The 19,408-nt window shown below is 54.3% G+C and carries 21 protein-coding genes; 11 read left to right on the top strand and 10 right to left on the bottom strand.

The window, feature by feature from the left end:
* Positions 1–785: dimethyl sulfoxide reductase anchor subunit family protein (locus tag AB8B75_RS14800; RefSeq protein ID WP_405363380.1), on the top strand; the 785-nt coding region annotated here is incomplete at its 5' end.
* Positions 786–964: 179 nt separating this feature from the next.
* Here AB8B75_RS14800 and dapA read toward each other — a convergent pair.
* Positions 965–1,840: a 4-hydroxy-tetrahydrodipicolinate synthase gene (dapA, locus tag AB8B75_RS14795; RefSeq protein ID WP_405363378.1), complete on the bottom strand. Its 876-nt coding sequence runs from the start codon at positions 1,838–1,840 to the stop codon at positions 965–967.
* 128 nt (positions 1,841–1,968) lie between these two features.
* Here dapA and AB8B75_RS14790 point away from each other — a divergent pair, with 128 nt between their 5' ends.
* Positions 1,969–3,942, top strand: coding sequence for a lytic transglycosylase domain-containing protein (locus tag AB8B75_RS14790; protein ID WP_405363383.1), 1,974 nt, complete (start codon positions 1,969–1,971; stop codon positions 3,940–3,942).
* Between the two features lie 249 nt (positions 3,943–4,191).
* Here AB8B75_RS14790 and mnmD read toward each other — a convergent pair whose 3' ends face one another.
* Complete coding sequence (gene mnmD / locus AB8B75_RS14785) at positions 4,192–4,869, bottom strand: tRNA (5-methylaminomethyl-2-thiouridine)(34)-methyltransferase MnmD (protein WP_405363377.1); 678 nt, start codon at positions 4,867–4,869, stop codon at positions 4,192–4,194.
* Between the two features lie 63 nt (positions 4,870–4,932).
* Between mnmD and AB8B75_RS14780 the strand changes: the two genes are divergently transcribed.
* Together AB8B75_RS14780 and AB8B75_RS14775 are read left to right on the top strand one after the other, a co-directional pair.
* Positions 4,933–5,964: an NAD(P)/FAD-dependent oxidoreductase gene (locus tag AB8B75_RS14780; RefSeq protein WP_405363376.1), complete on the top strand. Its 1,032-nt coding sequence runs from the start codon at positions 4,933–4,935 to the stop codon at positions 5,962–5,964.
* Between the two features lie 82 nt (positions 5,965–6,046).
* Complete coding sequence (locus tag AB8B75_RS14775) at positions 6,047–6,469, top strand: VOC family protein (RefSeq protein ID WP_405363374.1); 423 nt, start codon at positions 6,047–6,049, stop codon at positions 6,467–6,469.
* Here the strand turns inward: AB8B75_RS14775 and AB8B75_RS14770 are convergent.
* The 4 genes from AB8B75_RS14770 to AB8B75_RS14755 all read right to left on the bottom strand — a co-directional run bounded on the left by AB8B75_RS14770 (position 6,466) and on the right by AB8B75_RS14755 (position 9,922).
* Positions 6,466–7,008, bottom strand: coding sequence for an NADPH-dependent FMN reductase (locus tag AB8B75_RS14770; protein ID WP_405363373.1), 543 nt, complete (start codon positions 7,006–7,008; stop codon positions 6,466–6,468). The two genes, AB8B75_RS14775 and AB8B75_RS14770, sit on opposite strands and share 4 nt — an antisense overlap.
* A 107-nt stretch (positions 7,009–7,115) precedes the next feature.
* Positions 7,116–7,784, bottom strand: coding sequence for an OmpA family protein (locus tag AB8B75_RS14765; RefSeq protein ID WP_405363372.1), 669 nt, complete (start codon positions 7,782–7,784; stop codon positions 7,116–7,118).
* A 133-nt stretch (positions 7,785–7,917) separates the two neighbouring features.
* Positions 7,918–8,784, bottom strand: a complete 867-nt coding sequence (locus tag AB8B75_RS14760) for a bifunctional helix-turn-helix domain-containing protein/methylated-DNA--[protein]-cysteine S-methyltransferase (protein ID WP_405363371.1) — start codon at positions 8,782–8,784, stop codon at positions 7,918–7,920.
* Between the two features lie 52 nt (positions 8,785–8,836).
* The gene (locus tag AB8B75_RS14755) at positions 8,837–9,922 is read right to left on the bottom strand and encodes a Hint domain-containing protein (protein WP_405363369.1); all 1,086 of its coding nucleotides are present in this window, start codon (positions 9,920–9,922) and stop codon (positions 8,837–8,839) included.
* 148 nt (positions 9,923–10,070) lie between these two features.
* On the opposite strand from AB8B75_RS14755, the gene nth reads away from it, so the two are divergent.
* The 3 genes from nth to AB8B75_RS14740 are packed head-to-tail and all read left to right on the top strand — an operon-like array spanning position 10,071 to position 12,297.
* Complete coding sequence (gene nth / locus AB8B75_RS14750) at positions 10,071–10,715, top strand: endonuclease III (RefSeq protein WP_405363367.1); 645 nt, start codon at positions 10,071–10,073, stop codon at positions 10,713–10,715.
* Positions 10,712–11,698 (top strand): adenosine kinase, encoded by a 987-nt coding sequence (locus AB8B75_RS14745; RefSeq protein WP_405363366.1) that lies wholly within the window; start codon positions 10,712–10,714, stop codon positions 11,696–11,698. Before nth ends, AB8B75_RS14745 begins: the two co-directional genes overlap by 4 nt.
* A 2-nt stretch (positions 11,699–11,700) precedes the next feature.
* Entirely contained in the window at positions 11,701–12,297 is a 597-nt protein-coding gene (locus AB8B75_RS14740) for a GNAT family N-acetyltransferase (protein WP_405363365.1), read from the top strand.
* On the opposite strand, the gene AB8B75_RS14735 is transcribed toward AB8B75_RS14740, so the two are convergent.
* Entirely contained in the window at positions 12,294–12,776 is a 483-nt protein-coding gene (locus AB8B75_RS14735) for an RNA pyrophosphohydrolase (protein ID WP_405363363.1), read from the bottom strand. The genes AB8B75_RS14740 and AB8B75_RS14735 overlap by 4 nt on opposite strands.
* On the bottom strand, positions 12,773–13,069 hold the full coding sequence (locus AB8B75_RS14730) for a GNAT family N-acetyltransferase (protein ID WP_405363361.1): 297 nt from the start codon (positions 13,067–13,069) through the stop codon (positions 12,773–12,775). The genes AB8B75_RS14735 and AB8B75_RS14730 overlap by 4 nt, the downstream gene beginning before the upstream one ends.
* Before the next feature lie 270 nt (positions 13,070–13,339).
* Between AB8B75_RS14730 and AB8B75_RS14725 the strand changes: the two genes are divergently transcribed.
* The 4 genes from AB8B75_RS14725 (at position 13,340) to AB8B75_RS14710 (ending at position 17,815) form a co-directional block, all read left to right on the top strand.
* Positions 13,340–15,367, top strand: a complete 2,028-nt coding sequence (locus AB8B75_RS14725; RefSeq protein WP_405363359.1) for an FAD-dependent oxidoreductase — start codon at positions 13,340–13,342, stop codon at positions 15,365–15,367.
* A 163-nt stretch (positions 15,368–15,530) separates the two neighbouring features.
* Positions 15,531–16,025, top strand: a complete 495-nt coding sequence (locus tag AB8B75_RS14720; RefSeq protein ID WP_405363357.1) for an RNA polymerase sigma factor — start codon at positions 15,531–15,533, stop codon at positions 16,023–16,025.
* Positions 16,022–16,762, top strand: a complete 741-nt coding sequence (locus AB8B75_RS14715) for an anti-sigma factor family protein (RefSeq protein WP_405363356.1) — start codon at positions 16,022–16,024, stop codon at positions 16,760–16,762. The genes AB8B75_RS14720 and AB8B75_RS14715 overlap by 4 nt, the downstream gene beginning before the upstream one ends.
* A 147-nt stretch (positions 16,763–16,909) precedes the next feature.
* The gene (locus AB8B75_RS14710; protein ID WP_405363354.1) at positions 16,910–17,815 is read left to right on the top strand and encodes a LysR family transcriptional regulator; all 906 of its coding nucleotides are present in this window, start codon (positions 16,910–16,912) and stop codon (positions 17,813–17,815) included.
* Between the two features lie 64 nt (positions 17,816–17,879).
* Here AB8B75_RS14710 and AB8B75_RS14705 read toward each other — a convergent pair whose 3' ends face one another.
* A complete protein-coding gene (locus AB8B75_RS14705) occupies positions 17,880–18,836 on the bottom strand; it encodes an OmpA family protein (RefSeq protein WP_405363353.1) in 957 nt (318 codons plus the stop codon).
* A complete protein-coding gene (locus AB8B75_RS14700; protein ID WP_405363351.1) occupies positions 18,833–19,405 on the bottom strand; it encodes a peroxidase-related enzyme in 573 nt (190 codons plus the stop codon). The genes AB8B75_RS14705 and AB8B75_RS14700 overlap by 4 nt, the downstream gene beginning before the upstream one ends.
* Between the last annotated feature and the right edge of the window lie 3 nt (positions 19,406–19,408).

Raw genomic sequence — 19,408 nt, 5'->3', positions numbered from 1 at the left:
ACGTTACCGGATGGACTGCCTTTGCCTTTTTCGCCATTGCCTATGTGATGGCGGTTGGAGGTCTTTTGGCCTCCACGTTTCACCTTGGTCGCCCGGAACGGGCAGTCAAAGCATTTACACAATGGCGCTCAAGCTGGCTCAGCCGCGAAGCGTGGTGTGCCGTTGGCGCTTTGAGCGTTATGGCCCTTTACGGCGCTGGTTTGGTCTTTTTCGGAACGCGTTGGGGGATTTTGGGCGTGCTTGGCAGCATTTTGTCGCTGGCCACAGTGTTCACAACCTCGGTGATCTACACGCAGCTCAAAACCATCCCGCGTTGGAACATGGGTATTACACCCATCAAGTTTTTGTCCTTGTCGCTCGCCGGTGGTGCCTTGCTGGCGGGCCAGGTTTCCGTGGCGCTGGTGCTTTTGACCATTGCGGGAGTCGTTCAGATCTTGACTTGGGTGGAAGGGGACAAAGCCCTTGAAAGCTCCGGGACGGATATGGCCACCGCAACCGGTCTTGGCAGTATTGGCAGCGTCCGTGCTTTTGAACCACCCCATACCGGGACCAACTACCTGCTGCGAGAATTCGTACATGAAGTCGGTCGCAAACACAGCCAGAAACTGCGCATCGTATCCTTGGTGTTGATGGTGGGTTTGCCTTTTCTTCTCCTGCTCCTGCCGTTTTCGCACTTTTTTGTCTTGCTGGCTGTCGTCAGCCATATCGCAGGCGTCCTCGTGGCGCGTTGGCTTTTCTTCGCGGAAGCAGAGCATGTCGTTGGTCTCTACTACGGTAAACGCTAAAAGGTCGCTGCCGCTCGGCGTCGCGCGGCAGCCTGCGCTCCCCTCGCAATGGATTTAGCATTGGTCCTTGCAGGCCAGACGAGAGACAGTTTCGAAGTACCGGCTTGTGTACAGGTGGGTACAACAGCACAAATGGAATTTAGCAACCAAACGAGCGGGGACCTGCCCCGCTCGAAATGTCAGTTCATCAGACCGGCATGACGCAAGCCATCATCAACAAGGCCGCGCGTTGCATCAGACAGACCCGTGAGAGGCAACCGAACTTCATCCGAACACAGGTCTAGACGCGACATAGCATACTTCACGCCGACAAGGCCGGGCTCTGTGAAAATCGCTTTGTGCAAGGGCATCAAACGGTCCTGAATTTGAAGCGCTCCGGCATAGTCTCCAGACATACAGGCCGCTTGCATATTGCTCAGGAGTTTGGGCGCAACATTGGCCGTCACTGAAATACATCCCGTACCACCCTGGGCGTTGAAACCATGTGCTGTCGCGTCTTCGCCCGACAATTGTATGAATTCCGGCCCGCATGTAATGCGCTGATCGCTCACACGCGCTAAATCGCCTGTGGCATCCTTGACGCCAACGATTCGCGGAAGTTTCGCCAGTTGGCCCATGGTTTCCGGTGTCATGTCGACGACGGAACGGCCCGGTATGTTATAAATAATGATTGGAAGCTCGCAGCAATCATGCAGAGCTGTAAAATGCGCAATCAAACCGGATTGTGTGGGTTTATTGTAGTATGGTGTCACCACCAGCACCGCATCGGCACCGACTTTGTCTGCATGTCGCGCAAGACGCATCGCCTCGATGGTATTATTTGACCCTGCACCCGCAATTACCGGAATCCGGCCGGCGGCTGCCTTAACAACTTCTTCAACCACAATTTCGTGTTCACGGTGCGTGAGGGTCGGGCTTTCACCAGTTGTCCCAACCGGCACCAAGCCGCTACTGCCTTCGCCGATATGCCACTCTACAAGTTTCTTGAGTGTCTCAAGATCCAGTTCGCCGTTCCTGAACGGCGTGACGAGGGCAGGCATTGAGCCTTTAAACATTTGCACGCTCCTTTTTCTGTTTTGGCCGGCAAAAGGCCTGAGATTAACGACATATCAGCATGATCGTGATTTGATACCAGATGATGAAACTGTATGTATCAGAGGCTCTAGCCTCCAAACACCGGGAAATGCAAGTGATCAGACGTTGGCTGACGACACTGACTGTAATTTTTCTAGTCGCCGTACCCGCCTCGGCGGAACGCCCGAGACCGCTGGCCTGGGCAATGGATGCTGTGCGAAACGGGAATTGGCAAGCGGCCTCAAAAGCTGCCGCGCGTGATGGGGAGATTGCAGCGGACATCGTCGAATGGTCGCGCCTGAGGTCCGGGCAAGGTACATTCAATGATGTTGTTTCCTTTCTTGAGCGGCGTCCCGATTGGCCCGGGGAGCCCTATCTGCGCAAAAGGTCCGAACCCGCTGTTATCAGCCGAAAAGACTCTGAAGTCATGGCATTTTTTACCGAGCACAGCGCTCAGACACCGGAAGGCGTTTTGAGACATGCTGAGGCATTGGCACGCACAGGCTCGCCAGACGCCGCGACAAAAATTGTGATAGACGCGTGGCGCACAATGCCTATGGGAGCAACAGCTCAGGCGTCTTTCCTCGCTTCGCATAAAACGCTTCTAAAAAAACATCATACCGCGCGGCTAGACGCAATGCTTTGGGTCGGCGCATTTGAAAACGCGCGCCGGATGTACAGCCTTGTGCCTGCTGCGGATGTAGCTGTGGCCAAAGCGCGCATTGCGCTGCGCGCGCGCGCCAAGGGTGTGGACACATTGATTGCGCGCGTACCTGATAGCCATGCCAAAAATCCCGGGTTGCAATACGAACGTTTTGTCTGGCGCGCGCGCAAGGGGAGATGGGACGATGCAAAATCCCTTTTGCTCGCCAGCTCCACAAGCGCCGATGCACTCGGCAACCCGGAAGCCTGGAGCAACCGTCGCCGATCGATGGCTCGAGATGAGATGCGCGACGGAAATGCAGAACGCGCGTATGAATTGGCGGCGCGGCATTTCCTAGCAAGCGGCTCGAACTATGCAGACTTGGAGTGGCTTGCTGGCTTTATCGCTTTAAGGAAGTTGAATGAACCAGAAACAGCGCTGCAGCATTTCAAAAATCACGATGCTGCAGTTCGGTCCCCCATTTCCAAAGGGCGCGCTGGCTATTGGCAAGGACGCGCTTTGGAAGCAATGGGCGAAGTGGCTGCAGCCGATCAGGCCTATACGCGTGCAGCACAGCACCAAACTTCGTTTTATGGCCTGCTTGCTGCAGATCGTGCCAATTTGCCATTCGATGAGGCGTTGCTTGTAGATGAAGTCCCAGGCAATTGGCGTGATGCACCCTTGGCAAAGTCTGACGTTTTTGTTGCAGGTCTCTTACTGCGCGCCTCGGGCGAACTCGACTTGGCGGAGAGGTTTTGGACCCATCTCGCTGAAAGTCTGAATCAGGAAGAGGCAAGTTTACTTGCGCAAGCAGCATTGGATCTTGAAGAGCCACATCTGGCTGTCATGATCGGCAAACGCACGGCGCAGCGCGCCATTGTTGTTCCAAGCGGTTACTACCCTTTGCACCCCATCGCTGAGCAAGATTTGCCAATGGCCCCGGAGATGGTACTTGCGATCGCCCGTCGCGAAAGCGAATTTGACCCGAGAGTGCAAAGCGGTGTTGGCGCTCGTGGGCTCATGCAAATTATGCCGGCCACGGGACGTGAAGTTGCAAGCTCCATGGGCCGAGCCAGCGAACACAGCACCAACCGTCTGATTTCAGACCCGGTTTACAACGCGGAACTGGGGGCCCAATACCTATCAGGACTTGCAGCGCGCTTTCGCGGGAACGTTGTCATGATGTCCGCTGGATATAATGCGGGACCAAGCCGCCCCGACCGCTGGATGCTTGCATATGGTGATCCGCGGACAAACCAGGCGGACATGATCGACTGGATTGAACACATTCCATTCCGCGAAACACGAAATTACGTTATGCGCGTGGCTGAAAGCCTGCCGGTTTATCGAGCACGCTTGGGTAAAGACCCGATGCCCCAACCCTTCATTTCAGAGTTGACCGGTGCAACGCTTCTTGCCTACGCCCCAAAGATCAAATGACGCGATGCATCGACTGAGGCCCGTCGAAGTTTCCTATCAAGCGCGATGCGAAAAATCGAACCGCCAGCCCAAAAAGAAACCCAATAACGCCTTTCAAATCTGTATTGGAACCATGTCCAACACCAGAATAGCGGTTTCGTCCATTTCTTTAACGCGTGTGAGAAATCTACTGTCAACGATCAGTGCAATGGAAACGGGCATTGTGGATGGCCGAAAATGACGCTCAAAGATAGACTCAAAAAGGCTTTGTCAGTCTATCAGAAAACCAGTGGTCATGTGTCTTTTGTGTCCAAAGCCTTTGGTGCGGGTTACGTCAAACCCAGCTTTTTTCAAACTCCGCCTTACGGCTCCGGCGGCGGTATATGTTGCAAAGGTACCTTCAACAACAGTGTGTTCAGCAACCTGGGCTAGTAATTCATCAGACCAAAGGTCAGGATTTTTTGCAGGAGAAAAACCATCCAAATACCAAGCGTCGGCTTTTCCTGGCCAATTGACGATATTTGAAAGTGCGTCACCAACCACAACGCAAAGATTTACGTCCTGACAGACTTGAAAATGGCCACCCTTTGGGCGCCAATTACCTGTAAAACATGTCGCTAATTCGTTTAGCTCAGGAAATGCCGCAAGTGCTTTGCTTATTTGTTGCGCAGACAAAGGAAACGCTTCGAAGCTTGTGAAGTGCAATACGCCCGAAACACCAGACGCGCGCCATGCCAAAACAGTCGCCAGGAAGTTCAGACCTGTCCCGAAACCAAGCTCGCAAATATGAAAGCCATCGCAAAATCGTTCAGGCAGCCTGTTTCCATGCAAAAATACGTAACGCGTTTCTTCCAATCCGTTTTCAAGACTGAAATACGGGTCATCGAAGCGGCTGCAAATGGGGACCCCATTTGCATTCCATGTCACATCTTTTGAAGCGCTTTGCATAAGTTGGCCTGGGATACAAACTGAAGTCCAAACCGATGATCACGGAGGTTGAGAGTTTTGGCAATGGTCGACGTTACGATCCGAGGCGCGGGAATTTTTGGTCTGTCAATCGCATGGGCCTGCGCAAAACGAGGCGCTAGAATAAAGCTCATCGATCCAAACGGAGCAGGATCAGGTAGCAGCGGGGGAGTTGTCGGCGCTTTGGCGCCGCACGTCCCGGAGAATTGGAACCTAAAAAAGGCATTCCAGTTGGATAGTTTGATCATGGCTTCTGAGTTTTGGTCAGAAGTAGAAACAACAGGCGGAGTTGCATCTGGGTATACTAGGTCCGGCAGAGTGCAGCCGATTTACGATGAGGCCGCGTTGGATATTGCAAAAAGACGGGCTGTAACCGCGCGCGCGCTTTGGAAACACCACGCGACTTGGAAAGTCGAAACCTGTTCCGGTTGCGTTTGGGGGCCGTTATCACCCACAGGATGGTTCATCCGCGATACGTTAAGTGCCCATCTTCATCCTGCAAGTGCATGCGCCGCCTTGGTCGCGGCGCTTGCTGCAAAAGGGATAAATATCAAGGCTCAAGGCACCAATCAGGGTCGCGTACTATGGGCAACAGGAGTAGATGGTTTGGCCCAACTGAACGAAGGTCGGGATCGCAGTGTTGGCACTGGCGTAAAAGGACAAGCAGCTCTTTTGGATTATTCCGCACCGGGTGCCGCGCAAATTTTCGCCAATGCGGTCCATATCATTCCGCATCTGGATGGCACGGTTGCCATTGGTTCAACCTCAGAGCTGGAGTACGACGACCCGCATTCAGTTGACGCACAGATTGATGAGATCATTGCCAAAGCACGTCAGGCGGTGCCCATGCTGCAAAATGCACCGGTCCTTCGGAAATGGGCAGGTGTGCGCCCGCGTGCTCGGAGCAGAGCACCCATGTTGGGTGAATGGCCGGGCCGCACAGGTCACTACATTGCCAATGGCGGTTTCAAGATCGGGTTTGGAATGGCGCCAAAAATTTCAGAAGTGATGGCAGACCTACTGCTGGAAGACCGCAACGAAATTCCGCAGGGATTTGAAGTGAACGCATCATTTTAACTGTAATACTTCTTCGCAGCGTGCAACTTATAGCTGTACTGAAATACGCTACGGCCGAAAACCAAAATGATCGAGGGAAGATATGCCAATAACGCACTCTGAAATTCAGTGTCGCGTTCGCGCACTGGACCACTTGGTTCTCACTGTAAAGAACATTCCCCAAACCGTCCGATTTTACACGCAAGTCCTTGGCATGCGCGGCGAGCAATTCAAAGCTGCGGATGGAACCCGCCGATGGGCACTTTTGTTTGGGCAAAACAAAATCAATATTCACCAACACGGCCGCGAATTCGAACCCAAAGCGGCGCATGCCATGCCTGGTTCGGCAGACCTGTGCTTTTTGACGGAGGCACCGATTGAAGCTTGGGTGGCGCATTTGACTACGCACCAAATTGATATAGAAGACGGCCCGGTTCATAAATCAGGCGCGATAGGACCAATGGTATCGGTCTACGTAAGAGATCCCGACAACAATTTGATCGAAATATCTGTTCCTCGGGGCTAGCGTTCGATTTCCAAATGCAAACGCTGCATTAGTGCCGTGAGTTCGCGAATGTAGATTTCACCGATCAATCTGCCGTTTTCATCAAACTGGTTGTTGCAATCCGCCAGGTGAATTTCAGGACCTTGCAGAATCGCCGGGCGAAATGTGACCATGAACCCGCGTAATACCATTTGAGACCTTTCGCCGCCTGATCGACCAGCCGACGCAGACATCACCGCAAGGGGTTTGTCGCTCCAAGGCTTGGATTTGGTTCGGCTGATCCAATCCAATGCGTTCTTTAGGACACCCGACGGGGCCTTGTTGTATTCAGGCGTCGATATCAGAACCGCATCCGCGCTCGAAATACTGTCCGCGAGAGATTGTACTGCCTCAGGAATACCTTCTCGGCTTTCCAGATCACCGTCATAGAGCGGCAAGTTCAGGTTCGCGAGACGAAAGTCGTGCGCGTCAAACAAGCGCGCCGCTTCAATCAGTAGTTTTGTATTGGCAGAATCTTTCCGAAGAGATCCGGATAATCCAAGGAGCGAGTATTTTGCCATGTTAGGCCTTTCAGACAGAAAATCGGTATGTTTATCCTGATGCCGATCATCCAAAAGGCAAGAGCTTCAGCAAAAATGAAGCTCTTTGCTATACTTACACCCGCAAACTAGGCCACGTTCGGCACAATGACGATTTCGACGCGCCGGTTTTGCGCCTTGCCCGCAGCGTTCAGATTGCTGGCAACAGGTTGGCTTTCACCCCGGCCAACGGTTTGAATTCGCGCACCCGAAACACCGGCGTTCAAAAGCACCGTTCCAACTGCGCTAGCGCGGCGTTCCGAAAGTTGTTGGTTGTACCCGGCCTCACCATCGCTGTCGGTATGACCAATGATCTGAATGGTGGACTCCGGGTATTGCTGCAGGTTGCCCGCCACGGAGTAAAGATCGTTTTGCAGATCAGGACGAACGGCAAAGCTGTCGGTTGCAAAAAGAATATCTTGCGGCAGGCTTACGATCAGCCGGTCACCAGTATTGGTGATCGTAACATTGTCATTGCCTAACTGGGCGCGTAGGTCCGCTTCTTGCTTGTCCAGAGAATAACCAATGCCGGCTCCAAGAGCGCTGCCGATGACCGCACCAACAATGGCACCGTCACCCCGATTGCCATCCCCTTTTGAGATCGCACCCAAAAGTGCGCCAGCTCCTGCGCCTATCAGGGCGCCCTGCTGTGCCTTTGGATTGGTGGAGTTTGCACCAATTTGGTTTGGATCGGTACAAGCGGCCAGAACCACCGTGCCCGATAATGCCACGATCAAGGAGGATTTTGCGAATTTCATATTGTACTGCTTTCGATTGTTACGGCCCCGTTCGGGCGGGGCGCCTTTTTGTGAACGCTTTACATATGGTATGTGTTCCAATCCGAACCAAGGGGGAAAAGCATCGGCCAGATCTCGTTCCCGTCACAGACAATCAATTTTCCGCGTGCACAGCCTCATATGCAAGCATGGCGCGTTTCATTGGCAAACCCCAGTGATACCCGCCCAATCCACCAGATTTACGCAAAGCCCGATGGCAAGGGATCAACCAACTGATCGGGTTACGCCCCACGGCAGTCCCCACGGCGCGGGCGGCGCGTGGTGAGCCGATGGCACTTGCAATTTCAGAGTAAGTTGTGACTTGTCCTGACGGAATGCTGAGCAAAGCTTCCCAAACCTTGATTTGAAACGGTGCGCCGATCAGATGGAGGGGTGTCGCATCCTGTTTTCCGTTCCTTTTGCCCAATGCTTGCATCACCCATGGACGCAACATCACAGTGTCTTCTACAAACTGTGCTTTTGGCCAGCGTGAGGTGAGATCTTCAAATGCCGCCACCTCCCCCATCTCGCCCGCAAACCCCATTCCGCAAATACCCTTTTGGGTTCCCATAACAATTACGGGTCCAAAAGGGCTTTCGAACCAACCCCAGTAAATTGTAAGCCCGGCGCCACTTCTGGCAAAGTCGCCTGGGCTCATCGCCTCCCAACGTAGAAAGAGATCGTGCAATCGCCCGCTGCCGGACAATCCCAAGGCGTGAGATGTGCCCAAAGTTGTGAATTTGTCGCGCAGAAGGGACTTCGCATGATCCAGGGTCAGGTATTGTTGATATCTTTTTGGGGAAACGCCCACCCAACGCGAAAAGACGCGCTGAAAATGCGCCGTACTCATTCCGATTTCGGCTGCGATTTCGTCGAGTGATAGCGGGTTTTCGGCCTGATCAATCAGATCAATGGCGCGGCGCACGACTTTATAGTGGTATGTCGTCTCTGAGGCGTCGGGGAGGGCTGAATGCTGTGTCATACCTCTCTCTTAGAACAAACTTGGCACCCAGCACGACCCGAAACCTGCGTTTTCAGGCGCTGCGTGGTTCCGGTTCGATATGTTCCATCGTTTTCTCGCCTTGGTTCTGCGATATGAGCAGCCGCGCATCTTTTCTACCGATGCAAGGGCGCGCTGTTTTCTGTAGATGCAACTCCAGACCCAGCGCAATCTGCAGTCGCTCAAGATCCATTTTGGACAGCCGCGACAGCGCTTGTTCTCCTGGAAACATGGTTTCTGCCCAGGCACCTTCGGCCACAATGACCTGGTGGCGCGAACACATGATGTGAGTAATGGTGTAATTCTGCGTAGGCGTGATCTGATGTGCATAACCTGAATCCAACCACGCTTTTGCAGGTACAAGAACTTCATGAGAGCCAAACATCAACTCCGCTTTTGCAGAGGAAAGCAGGATACGGTGGTCTCCTGTGACATGCAGGTCATGCGTTGGACGGCCTTCTCCCAAGGATCCGGCTGGAAAACACAGAGGCTTGTCGTTCGGATTGCGCAGAAAGTAACTGGGCGGCAGCCGCGTACGGGCGATCCAGGCGATAGATTGGTAACCATTGTCACGAGTCAAAACCATGTCAGAGGTCTCAAGCCATTCAACTGGGATTTCGCCGTCTTGAGTCATGATCATGGTGCCCGGACCGAAACAAGGCACGCTCAACGCCTCATAGTCGGCATAGGATTGTCGAGTATCGATGCCGCCCTGCGACATGAGTGCATTGTCAATATCATTGCCGCCGACATACGAATAGGTCACGCCCGGCTGCAGCGGTTCGGAAGGTACATAACCTACTTTCACGCCAGCAATTTCAATCCGATCAATTGTAACTTGCGAACCGTCCGGTGCCTGCAAAATGGCGAATTGCTCGCCATAGATTTTCCCGGATGCGACGGGCGTGCCATCTGGTGTTGTAACAGTTCCGGTCTGGTCAGCATCTTCGCCGACCTCATCGTTGTATTCATCGCCATCTAAAAAATCATCGCCGTCGGTGATCTCAAATCGCACGCGACCGTTGGTGAAATCATAGTCCGGATCCAGCGTAAAGGAATCCGTAACGGCATCGTAGACAAGTGCGCTCGAGGAATAGCCGAAAAACACACTTGTTGCCATTTCGATGTCCAGTTCATTTAAATTTCGGTTAGCAATGCCATAAATTGCTAAAGATCACGCTTAGAAAAAAGCTTCGATTTTGCATGGATTTTAATCAATGCCACTGGATGGTCTTGCCCCGAGCTAGAATTCCTCGCATACGGGAACGATGGCAAGACAGCTAGGATATCACTCAATCCGTGAGATTTTCACGCGGTTTCAGGATGCGGACCCGGAACCGAAAGGCGAACTTGAACATGTGAATGTTTACACCCTTGTCGTTGCTGTCGCCCTCAGTGCACAAGCCACGGATGCAGGCGTTAACAAAGCAACTCGCAAGCTCTTTGAAATTGCCGACACGCCGCAAAAAATGCTCGATTTAGGCCTTGATGGGGTGACCGAACACATCAAGACGATTGGTCTTTTCCGCCAGAAGGCCAAGAACGTCGTTAAACTGAGCGAAATTTTGGTGCGCGACTACGGCGGCGAGGTGCCAAACAGCCGGGCCGCCCTGCAAGGCCTGCCCGGCGTCGGGCGCAAAACTGCCAATGTCGTATTGAACATGTGGTGGCAGTTTCCTGCGCAGGCTGTTGATACACATATCTTCCGGCTAGGAAACCGCACTGGCATTGCGCCCGGCAAAACCGTCGAAGCCGTGGAACGCGCCATCGAAGATAACATTCCCGCAGATTTTCAGCTTCATGCCCATCATTGGATGATTTTGCACGGACGCTATCACTGCAAGGCGCGCAAACCAATGTGCCCAACCTGCATCATCCGAGATCTCTGCCCTTTTGAGGATAAAACACTATGAAAACCTACGAAGTTGTTGGCATCGGTAACGCCGTGGTCGATGTCATTACACACTCTGACGACTCTTTTCTGGACTTAATGGGCATTGAAAAAGGCATCATGCAGCTGGTTGATCAGGATCGGTCCGAAAAGCTTTTTGGGTCTATGAACGACCGCTTGCAGACCCCGGGCGGCGCGGTGGCAAACACGGTGGCGGGCGTAGGATCACTGGGCCTTCAAACCGCATTCATTGGCCGCGTGCGCAACGACGCCTTGGGCAAATTTTACGCCAGCGCCATGACAGACAACGGGATCGACTTTGTGAACCCGCCAGTAGCAGACGGCGACACACCAACCTCGCGCTGCATGATCTTTGTGACACCGGATGGCGAGCGTTCGCTCAACACCTACCTTGGGATTTCCACGGGGCTCACCTCAGCTGACGTGCCTTTGAGTGTATCAGGCAACGCAAGGATTATGTTTCTTGAGGGTTATTTGTTTGACCACGACGCCGGCAAAACCGCTTTCCGCGAAGCCGCACGCGCAACAAAAGCTGGCAACGGGATTGCAGGAATCGCCATTTCAGATCCGTTCTGCGTGGAGCGTCACCGTGCTGATTTCCTGTCTCTGATCGAACATGATCTGGACTATGTGATCGGCAATGAGCACGAGATTAAATCACTGTTCGAAACTGACCTCGAAACGGCTCTGGCCAAGACGGCAGAGATTTGCCCTCTGGTCGTTTGCACGCGCTCAGGTGATGGCGTGACCGTTTTGTCAGACGGCAAACGTGTGGACGTGCCGGTGCAAGAGGTCATCCCGGTGGATGCCACGGGCGCAGGAGACCAATTTGCTGCTGGGTTCCTCTATGGGCTCGCAACAGGCCGCGACAAGGGAGTTTGCGCGCGGATGGGCAATCTCTGCGCCGCAGAAGTGATCAGCCACGTCGGCCCACGACCTCAGATCGACATGAAGGCAGTCTTTCACAAGGAAGGACTTGTCTGACCATGATGGAAAATGGTCTTCACGACATCCCACCGGGAAAAGTCGCGATGATCGTGACGCACATGGAAATGACCTCAAAGCTTGCGGTCAAATCCAGACCTTGGCCCGACGGCGTCACTTTCAGGCGTGTCAGACCTGACCTCGATTGGTACCGCGACATTTTTCGACGTGTTGGGTCGCTGGATTGGTTGTGGTATGGCAGGTTGACGCTAATCGACGCAGATCTCGCGTCTGTTATCTCGGACCCCAAAGTGGAGATTTTTACGCTCTCGCTTGAAGGGCGAGACGAAGCGATCTTAGAACTGGACTTTCGGCAGGCGGGCGCCTGCGAACTGGCCTATTTTGGCCTGACCTCACAGCTGATCGGCACCGGCGCGGGGCGGTCCCTGATGAACGAAGCAATCGAGCGTGCCTGGCAGAAACCAATAAAGTGCTTTCATGTACATACCTGCACACTCGACAGCCCTCAGGCGTTGAGTTTTTATCAACGCAGCGGTTTCAAACCGGTACGCCAAGCCGTAGAAATTGATGATGATCCGCGGCTCACAGGTCTTTTGCCGGATACCGCGGCACCCAATGTGCCGACCTTGCGACCTTAGATCATCTCGCCAAATTCGGCCATTACTGCCGCGTAAACATCCCGTTTGAAGGGCACAATATTGTCAACCAAATCGCGTGCCGCAAGCCAGCGCCATTCCGAGAATTCCGGCTGTTTGGTCGCGATGTTGATGGCGCTATCGTCGCCATTGAAACGCATCAGGAACCAGCGTTGCTTCTGCCCGCGATACCGGCCTTTCCACAGCTTTGGCACCAAATCAAAGGGCAATTCATAAGGCAGCCACTGTTTGCTTTCAGCAACAATGCTCACCAAATCAGAGGTAACGCCCGTCTCTTCCCATAACTCGCGCAAGGCCGCGTCTCTCGCCGGTTCTCCCTTGTCAATGCCACCCTGTGGCATCTGCCAGGCCACTGTCTTACTGTCACGGCGTTGGCCGACAAACACTTCCCTATTCGCATTCGTCAGCATGACCCCCACACAGGGTCGGTAGGGCAGCTTCGCGATTTCCTCAGGTGTCATGCCAACGATTTCTCCATTTTGGCGCGCTTCAGCTCTTGCTCACTGCGCAGGATCATTTCGTGATGGATAACCAAAAAGCCCATCGCCTGAAAGGCGGGTTGCGCCATAAGGCTTGCATAGGTCCACAAAAGCGGCTCCTTGCGCAGATGAGCCCAGTCTTCGATCTTTTCGTAGAGCTGCCTGAAGAGACCAGTGCCCTGATAAACGGGTCGGATAAAAGCCAGATTAATGTAACCGCCCGGTTCAATAGTCATGAAACCAGCAAGCGCGCCTTGTGTCTCGCCCAAAATCACGTTTTGTCTGGCGAGCCTGTCATCCCAAGCAGGGCCTTTGGGCGGCTCAGAGGCCCAAGCGGCGCGTTACGGCTCTGAATAGGGGCTGGCTCCTGCCCGGATCGCAGCAAAATAAACTTGTGCCAATTCTGCGGCATCAGCGGGCCTGGCCCATCTTAGATCCACGTACTCCCTCCTGGAAACGATTTCCCAAGTGACGCCGCGTTCGACGTGACACCTGATATGTGAAAATGTGATCTCAACACAACCATTTCCGGGGAGGGATATCAAATGACCGACTACCCACATCTTCTGGCGCCGCTGGATCTGGGCTTCACCACATTGAAAAACCGCGTGCTGATGGGATCTATGCATACCGGTCTGGAAGAAACAAAAGACTGGAACCGTGTCGCCGAATTCTACGCGGCGCGCGCCCGAGGCGATGTGGGTTTGATGGTCACCGGTGGCATCGGCCCCAACCTCGAAGGATCGGTACTACCGGGCGCAGCAATGATGGTCAGCCGGGAGGATGTAGGCAATCACAGCGTTGTCACCAAGCGGGTGCATAACGCCGGCGGCAAAATTGCGATGCAAATCTTGCATGCGGGTCGCTATGCCTATGGCCCTAAGTGTGTCGCCCCTTCCGCTGTCAAATCACCTATCTCTCCCTTTCCGCCCACAGCACTGGATGCCGACGGAATTGAAAAACAAATCAGTGATATCGCAACTTGCGCCCGGCTCGCACAAGAAGCCGGATATGACGGCGTGGAAATAATGGGCTCGGAGGGATATTTTCTGAATCAGTTCCTTGTCACCCATACCAACAAACGCGATGACGCATGGGGCGGAACCTATGAAAACCGGATGCGCTTGCCGATTGAAGTGGTGCGTCGCGTGAGAGAAGCTGTAGGCGCTGAGTTTATCCTGATCTACCGGCTGTCGATGATCGATCTGGTCCCGAATGGTTCAACGCATGAGGAGATCGTCCAACTGGCCCAAGAGGTCGAAAAAGCGGGGGCAACGATCATCAACACCGGCATTGGCTGGCATGAAGCTCGGATTCCAACCATCGCGACCTCCGTGCCGCGCGCAGCATTCGCTTGGGTCACAAAAAAACTAATGGGCAAAGTCAGCATCCCGATCATTACCTCCAATCGCATCAACACACCTGAAGTGGCTGAGGAAGTCTTGGCGACTGGCTGTGCCGACATGGTATCGATGGCGCGTCCGATGTTGGCGGACGCAGATTTCGTGGCCAAAGCCATGGCGGGTAAATCGGCCCAAATCGCCCCTTGCATAGCTTGCAACCAGGCCTGCCTGGATCACACATTCAGCGGCAAAATCTCAAGCTGTTTGGTCAATCCGCGCGCTTGCTATGAGACCGAACTCGAAATTAATCCAGCAGGTCACCCGAAATCCATCGCTGTGGTCGGGGCCGGTCCAGCGGGCCTTTCTGCCGCCATAACGGCTGCGGAACGCGGTCATAGCGTGACCCTTTTTGACCGAGCCGATGAAATCGGCGGGCAATTGAACATGGCCAAACAAGTGCCCGGCAAAGAGGAATTCTGGGGTCTTGTTGACTGGTATCGCACAATGGTCAGTGATCTTGAGATCACGCAGCGTCTGGGCCGGGAAGTTTCCAAATCGGACCTTCAAGGGTTTGACGATGTGATCATTGCTACCGGGGTCATACCGCGTGATCCGGGTATTCCCGGACAAGACGCGCCCAGCGTTGTCAACTACATCGATGTATTGCGTGGCAAGGTCACAGTGGGTCAGCGCGTGGCCATCATTGGCGCGGGCGGTATCGGTTTTGATGTCGCCGAATATCTGGTGCACAAAGGCATCAGCCCGACCACCAGCCTGCCCGACTGGATGCGCGAATGGGGCGTGGCTGATCCCTCCGAACACCGCGCAGGGCTTGCACCTGAGGGCCCGCAACCTGATGCACCCGCCCGCCAGGTTACGCTGTTACAGCGCAAAGCCGAAAAGCCAGGCAAGCGCCTCGGCAAGACGACAGGTTGGATTCACCGGGCCGCATTGACCATGAAAAATGTTCAAATGATTGGGGGCGTCAACTACGAGCGCATTGAAACAGGCGGCATTTTGATCTCGCACGGCGAAGCACGTGAGAACCCGAAGCTGATCGAGGCGGATACTATCGTACTTTGCGCCGGACAGCTCCCTGACCGATCACTGGCCGACTCTTTGGCCGAAATCGGCACAACATGCCATGTGATCGGCGGGGCTGATGTTGCGGCAGAACTGGATGCGAAACGCGCGATTGATCAAGGAACCCGACTGGCGGCAACACTCTAGCCCATTGCAGACCCCATGCCGGATCCTTCCTGTAACAAAGGTTCAATCACGCCGATGTCACTTCATTGTCATTGTTGGTTTTCCTGACTTGGCATAAAGTTCCCCGCAGACATGTGGGATCGGGCACATCACTTTTTTCGGTAGCAAATCCAGCGACAAGGCCGTGCGAGACGGGTTGCCAGATGCTTATCCTGCACTTTGGCGCTTTTGCGTGAGTCTCACAGGTCGCAGAGACTGGGCTGAAGAGGTTGTTCAAGCTACCTGCCTTAGGGCTATCGAAAAGTCGGACGGGTTTGAACCGGGCACGCATCTTGACCGTTGGATGATGCGTATAGCGCACCGGCTTTGGCTCAACGAACTGCGTGCGCGCAAGGTGCGTACCGCAGGAGGGCTTGTACCCGTTGAAGAACATGATCTGGAAGATCACAAAAACCGCAGCCCGGAATCGAATATTTTCGTTTCTGAAGTGTTTACCCAGATTAGTTGCCTTCCGGACGCCCAGCGGTATGCAGTCACTCTGGTTTATGTGGAAGGGCTAAGTTATCGCGAAGCTGGCGAGATCATGGAGATCCCCATAGGTACGGTTATGAGTCGTCTGGCGGCGGCACGAAAGACGTTGAACAAGGAAATGCCAGATGAGAAAAGGTCTGCGAGATGACGGACGCTGCATACATCACGGATGAAGAGTTGACGGCTTACCTTGACGGTGAGGCCAATGATGCTCTGCAAACGCGTATCGAAGCGGCAATGCAAGTTGATCATGACTTGAAAAACCGTCTCTCCGCCTTGACCTTGGATATTGCCATTCTTCAGCAAGAAGTGCTGTCCAGTTACCCTGCGGCACCCGCGATGCCGATCTTGCCGCCTCAGAGGCCATCCAGTCGATCTGGCCGTATTTTTGCATCTGGTATCGCGGTTGGTGCAACCATCGGTGTCCTCATCTTTGCAACTCTTTTGTCGCGCCCACAGCCGACAGAAGAAGGCTGGGCGAGTTTCGTCGCCAGCTATCAAATGCTCTATACTGCAGAGACATTGAACCGAGCCAACCCCAGCAGCTCTGATACATCCGCCCAATTGCGCCACGTCTCGGATGCTGTCGGTCTGGATCTGAACGCGCTACCAGACATCGCGGGGCTCACGTTCAAGCGTGCGCAGGTTTTGGGTTTCCGTGGCGCGCCTTTAATCCAAATCGCCTATCAACGCCCGGACGGCACGCCTGTAGCTCTTTGCATTATTCAGTCTGATCCGCAGCCCACTAACACGATGGCCGAAGGCGAATCCAAAGGGTTGCAAACCGTGCGGTGGACCCAAGATGGACATGGGTTTTTGCTCATTGGAGATATGGATCCAAAACCGTTGAGAGAGGCCGCCGAGATATTTGCAGCAACCCTCTGACCACGTTTACAAAGGACTGTGAACTCCTGTTTCCATGCCATGAACGATCCTCTCAAAAACCGCGATACTGTCTCACCCCTGCCGCGTTAATGCCCTTTTTGGGCGCCACAACTTGTCCTGAACTGGTAAGCAGCAAAGGGGAAGGCGATGGACCGCCTCACAGAAATGGAAGCATTCGCCACGGTAGTAGACCAGGGCGGCTTCACTGACGCTGCCAAAAAGATGGGGATCTCCAAATCCGCTGTCTCGAAACATGTCTCTTCACTCGAAGCGCGTCTTGGCGCGCGCCTGCTGAACCGAACCACCCGCCGGGTCAGCCCAACTGAAATTGGGCTTGCCTACTACGATCGTGCGCGCCGTGTACTGAACGATGCCGGTGAGGCAGACGCGCTGGTAACTTCGATGCAAAGCGCACCCTCCGGACTGTTACGCATCTCTGTCGCAACAGATTTCGGCGTAAACCATCTGTCGCCCGTGCTCAGCGAATTTTTGTCCGATTTTCCGGACATTACGGTCAATATGGTGCTCAACAATCGATACGTGGAGTTAATTTCCGAAGGGTTTGATATGGCGGTGCGCGTGGGCGAGCTGGAAGACAGCTCTTTGCGGGCCCGCAAGCTCACCGAGACGACAAAACGCATGATTGCCAGCCCCGAGTACTTTGAAAAACATGGTCGTCCAGCAAGAATTGACGATCTGAACAATCACAAGCTTCTGCACTACTCCAACCAATCATCTGGCAATGTATGGAAACTGACAGCGCCGTCTGGCGAAAAACGCCAAGTGCGCACCGCTGGCTGGTTAAGTGTCAATGACGGTCAGTCGCTCTTGAATGCCGCGATATCCGGCCTCGGCATTGCCTACTTACCGAGCTTTCTTTATGCCGACGCCATGGAAAAGGGCCTGATCGAAGATGCGATCCCTGACCTGCCCATGGAAACGCAAGGCATCTATGCGGTCTACCCACCTGGCCGCTTTACGCAGCCGAAGGTTCGTGCCTTTATCGATTTCCTGGTACACTCCTTTTCCGAAAAAGGCCCTTCGGACTGGTAGGCTGCGTTTTTGAATTGGGCTCAAGATCTTGAGTCCTAATTCCCGCATAGGCCGTTTGATGGTTTTACTCCACATTCAGTAGAATGGCTTCGACGCGGCGATTTTGACTCCGTCCTTCGGGGGTAAGATTGGAAGCCACAGGCGCCAGGTAACCCATTCCTTCGGCATCCAACCGTGCGGCGTCTATCCCGTATTCCTCGATCAATCGTCTGCGCACGGCGCGCGCGCGCTCACGCGAGAGGGCAATGTTCCCTTCCAGATTGCCAACAGTGTCGGTGTGTCCGACCAGCGCCACTCGCAAATCACCGCGGCCCGCAAGCAGGTCAGACAATTGTGCCAGCGAGGGGAATGGGCCGGGACCAAGCCGTGACGTGCCCGATGCGAACTCCAAGTCCCGCAAGATAACGAACCCTTGTTCCAGCAATGTGTTGGCCTCCGGCCCGGGTCGGTCGTTGCCCGGCGTCGCGGTGATCAAAGGCGACGTATTCTCATTGACATCGGGAATCGCCGCGAGTGACCGGTTCGTCGTGGCGTTGATGATCTGTACATAGGCCGAGGCGGCAGTCGAACTGACCAGTACGGTGATAGCTTCGGTTGGGTCATCACGTGGGCCCTTGAAGGCCGTCAGATACCGGAAAGACGCAATATTGACGTACATATTGGGGCCAGGCAACACTTCGATCAAAAACCGAAAGTCAAATCCACCGCAGGATTTGCTCTCGCACTCAAAGACAACCGCATATCCAAGCGCCTCTATCTGGCTGCGCAAAGGGGCCATAAGTTGAAGCGGTGTCTGGCCACCGTTGTCGAGCCGCCAGGCTGTGCGGGTCACCGAACCTTCCAGCGTTTGTGTGGGAACTGCTCCGCTTGCATAGGCCGCTACCGGCGCATTGAAGCTGTCCAGATCCGTGGCCCGCTCCACGGTCATCCGCGCCGAGACAGGTAGCGCCAGATCAGCAGCTGACAGATGGCCCGCGCCGCTCACCAGTATTGCCAAAAGGACCGCGCGCAGCAGGTTCATCTGTCCTGCGCGTGGTAGTCGTCATTCGGACGCATAGCCGTTGCGCTGGCCACTCGGTTGGTCATGTTGAAAAACCCGGCGACATTGGCAATGTCCCAGATATCGTGATCCGAGAACCCAACCAGCCGCAAGCGCTCGCGATCAATTTCTTCTATCGTCGTGCTGGCAGTCGTGATCAAGGCCGCGAAATCAAGCATTGCCCGCTGCCGCGCGTCGAGATCCGCCACGCGGTAGTTCATGACCAGCGCCTCGCCCAGTTTTGGATCACCGGACATCGCCCGAACCGCAGCGCCATGTGCTACAAGGCAATAAAAGCACTTATTGATCGAAGAGACCAAAACCGCAATCATCTCGCGTTCAAGCTTGCTCAGACCAGAAGGAGCCAGCATAAGGTTGTTATACATCCCAGTGAACGCGTCCAGTTTTTCGATATCGAAGGCATAGGCGCGCAGGACATTCGGGATCATGCCCAGTTTTTCCTGGCAGACGTCAAAGTATTTCTGCGTCGGCTCTGGCAGCGGGTCCAACATGGGCAGATTTAGAGCCGTTGGGAGTGCGGTATCAGCCATATC

Source organism: Roseobacter sp. (assembly GCF_045106495.1).
Taxonomy (GTDB): Bacteria; Pseudomonadota; Alphaproteobacteria; order Rhodobacterales; family Rhodobacteraceae; genus Roseobacter.
Note: the sequence above shows the minus strand (reverse complement) of the source record. Positions and strands in the feature narration are given on the sequence as shown.

Coding starts and splice junctions, on each gene's coding strand:
- AB8B75_RS14780 (WP_405363376.1), top strand. CDS start 4,933: ATGGTCGACGTTACGATCCGAGGCGCGGGAATTTTTGGTCTGTCAATC.
- AB8B75_RS14765 (WP_405363372.1), bottom strand. CDS start 7,784: ATGAAATTCGCAAAATCCTCCTTGATCGTGGCATTATCGGGCACGGTG.
- AB8B75_RS14725 (WP_405363359.1), top strand. CDS start 13,340: ATGACCGACTACCCACATCTTCTGGCGCCGCTGGATCTGGGCTTCACC.
- mnmD (WP_405363377.1), bottom strand. CDS start 4,869: ATGCAAAGCGCTTCAAAAGATGTGACATGGAATGCAAATGGGGTCCCC.
- AB8B75_RS14775 (WP_405363374.1), top strand. CDS start 6,047: ATGCCAATAACGCACTCTGAAATTCAGTGTCGCGTTCGCGCACTGGAC.
- AB8B75_RS14745 (WP_405363366.1), top strand. CDS start 10,712: ATGAAAACCTACGAAGTTGTTGGCATCGGTAACGCCGTGGTCGATGTC.
- AB8B75_RS14770 (WP_405363373.1), bottom strand. CDS start 7,008: ATGGCAAAATACTCGCTCCTTGGATTATCCGGATCTCTTCGGAAAGAT.
- nth (WP_405363367.1), top strand. CDS start 10,071: ATGGCAAGACAGCTAGGATATCACTCAATCCGTGAGATTTTCACGCGG.
- AB8B75_RS14755 (WP_405363369.1), bottom strand. CDS start 9,922: ATGGCAACAAGTGTGTTTTTCGGCTATTCCTCGAGCGCACTTGTCTAC.
- AB8B75_RS14790 (WP_405363383.1), top strand. CDS start 1,969: ATGCAAGTGATCAGACGTTGGCTGACGACACTGACTGTAATTTTTCTA.
- AB8B75_RS14735 (WP_405363363.1), bottom strand. CDS start 12,776: ATGACACCTGAGGAAATCGCGAAGCTGCCCTACCGACCCTGTGTGGGG.
- dapA (WP_405363378.1), bottom strand. CDS start 1,840: ATGTTTAAAGGCTCAATGCCTGCCCTCGTCACGCCGTTCAGGAACGGC.
- AB8B75_RS14715 (WP_405363356.1), top strand. CDS start 16,022: ATGACGGACGCTGCATACATCACGGATGAAGAGTTGACGGCTTACCTT.
- AB8B75_RS14760 (WP_405363371.1), bottom strand. CDS start 8,784: ATGACACAGCATTCAGCCCTCCCCGACGCCTCAGAGACGACATACCAC.
- AB8B75_RS14700 (WP_405363351.1), bottom strand. CDS start 19,405: ATGGCTGATACCGCACTCCCAACGGCTCTAAATCTGCCCATGTTGGAC.
- AB8B75_RS14710 (WP_405363354.1), top strand. CDS start 16,910: ATGGACCGCCTCACAGAAATGGAAGCATTCGCCACGGTAGTAGACCAG.
- AB8B75_RS14740 (WP_405363365.1), top strand. CDS start 11,701: ATGATGGAAAATGGTCTTCACGACATCCCACCGGGAAAAGTCGCGATG.
- AB8B75_RS14705 (WP_405363353.1), bottom strand. CDS start 18,836: ATGAACCTGCTGCGCGCGGTCCTTTTGGCAATACTGGTGAGCGGCGCG.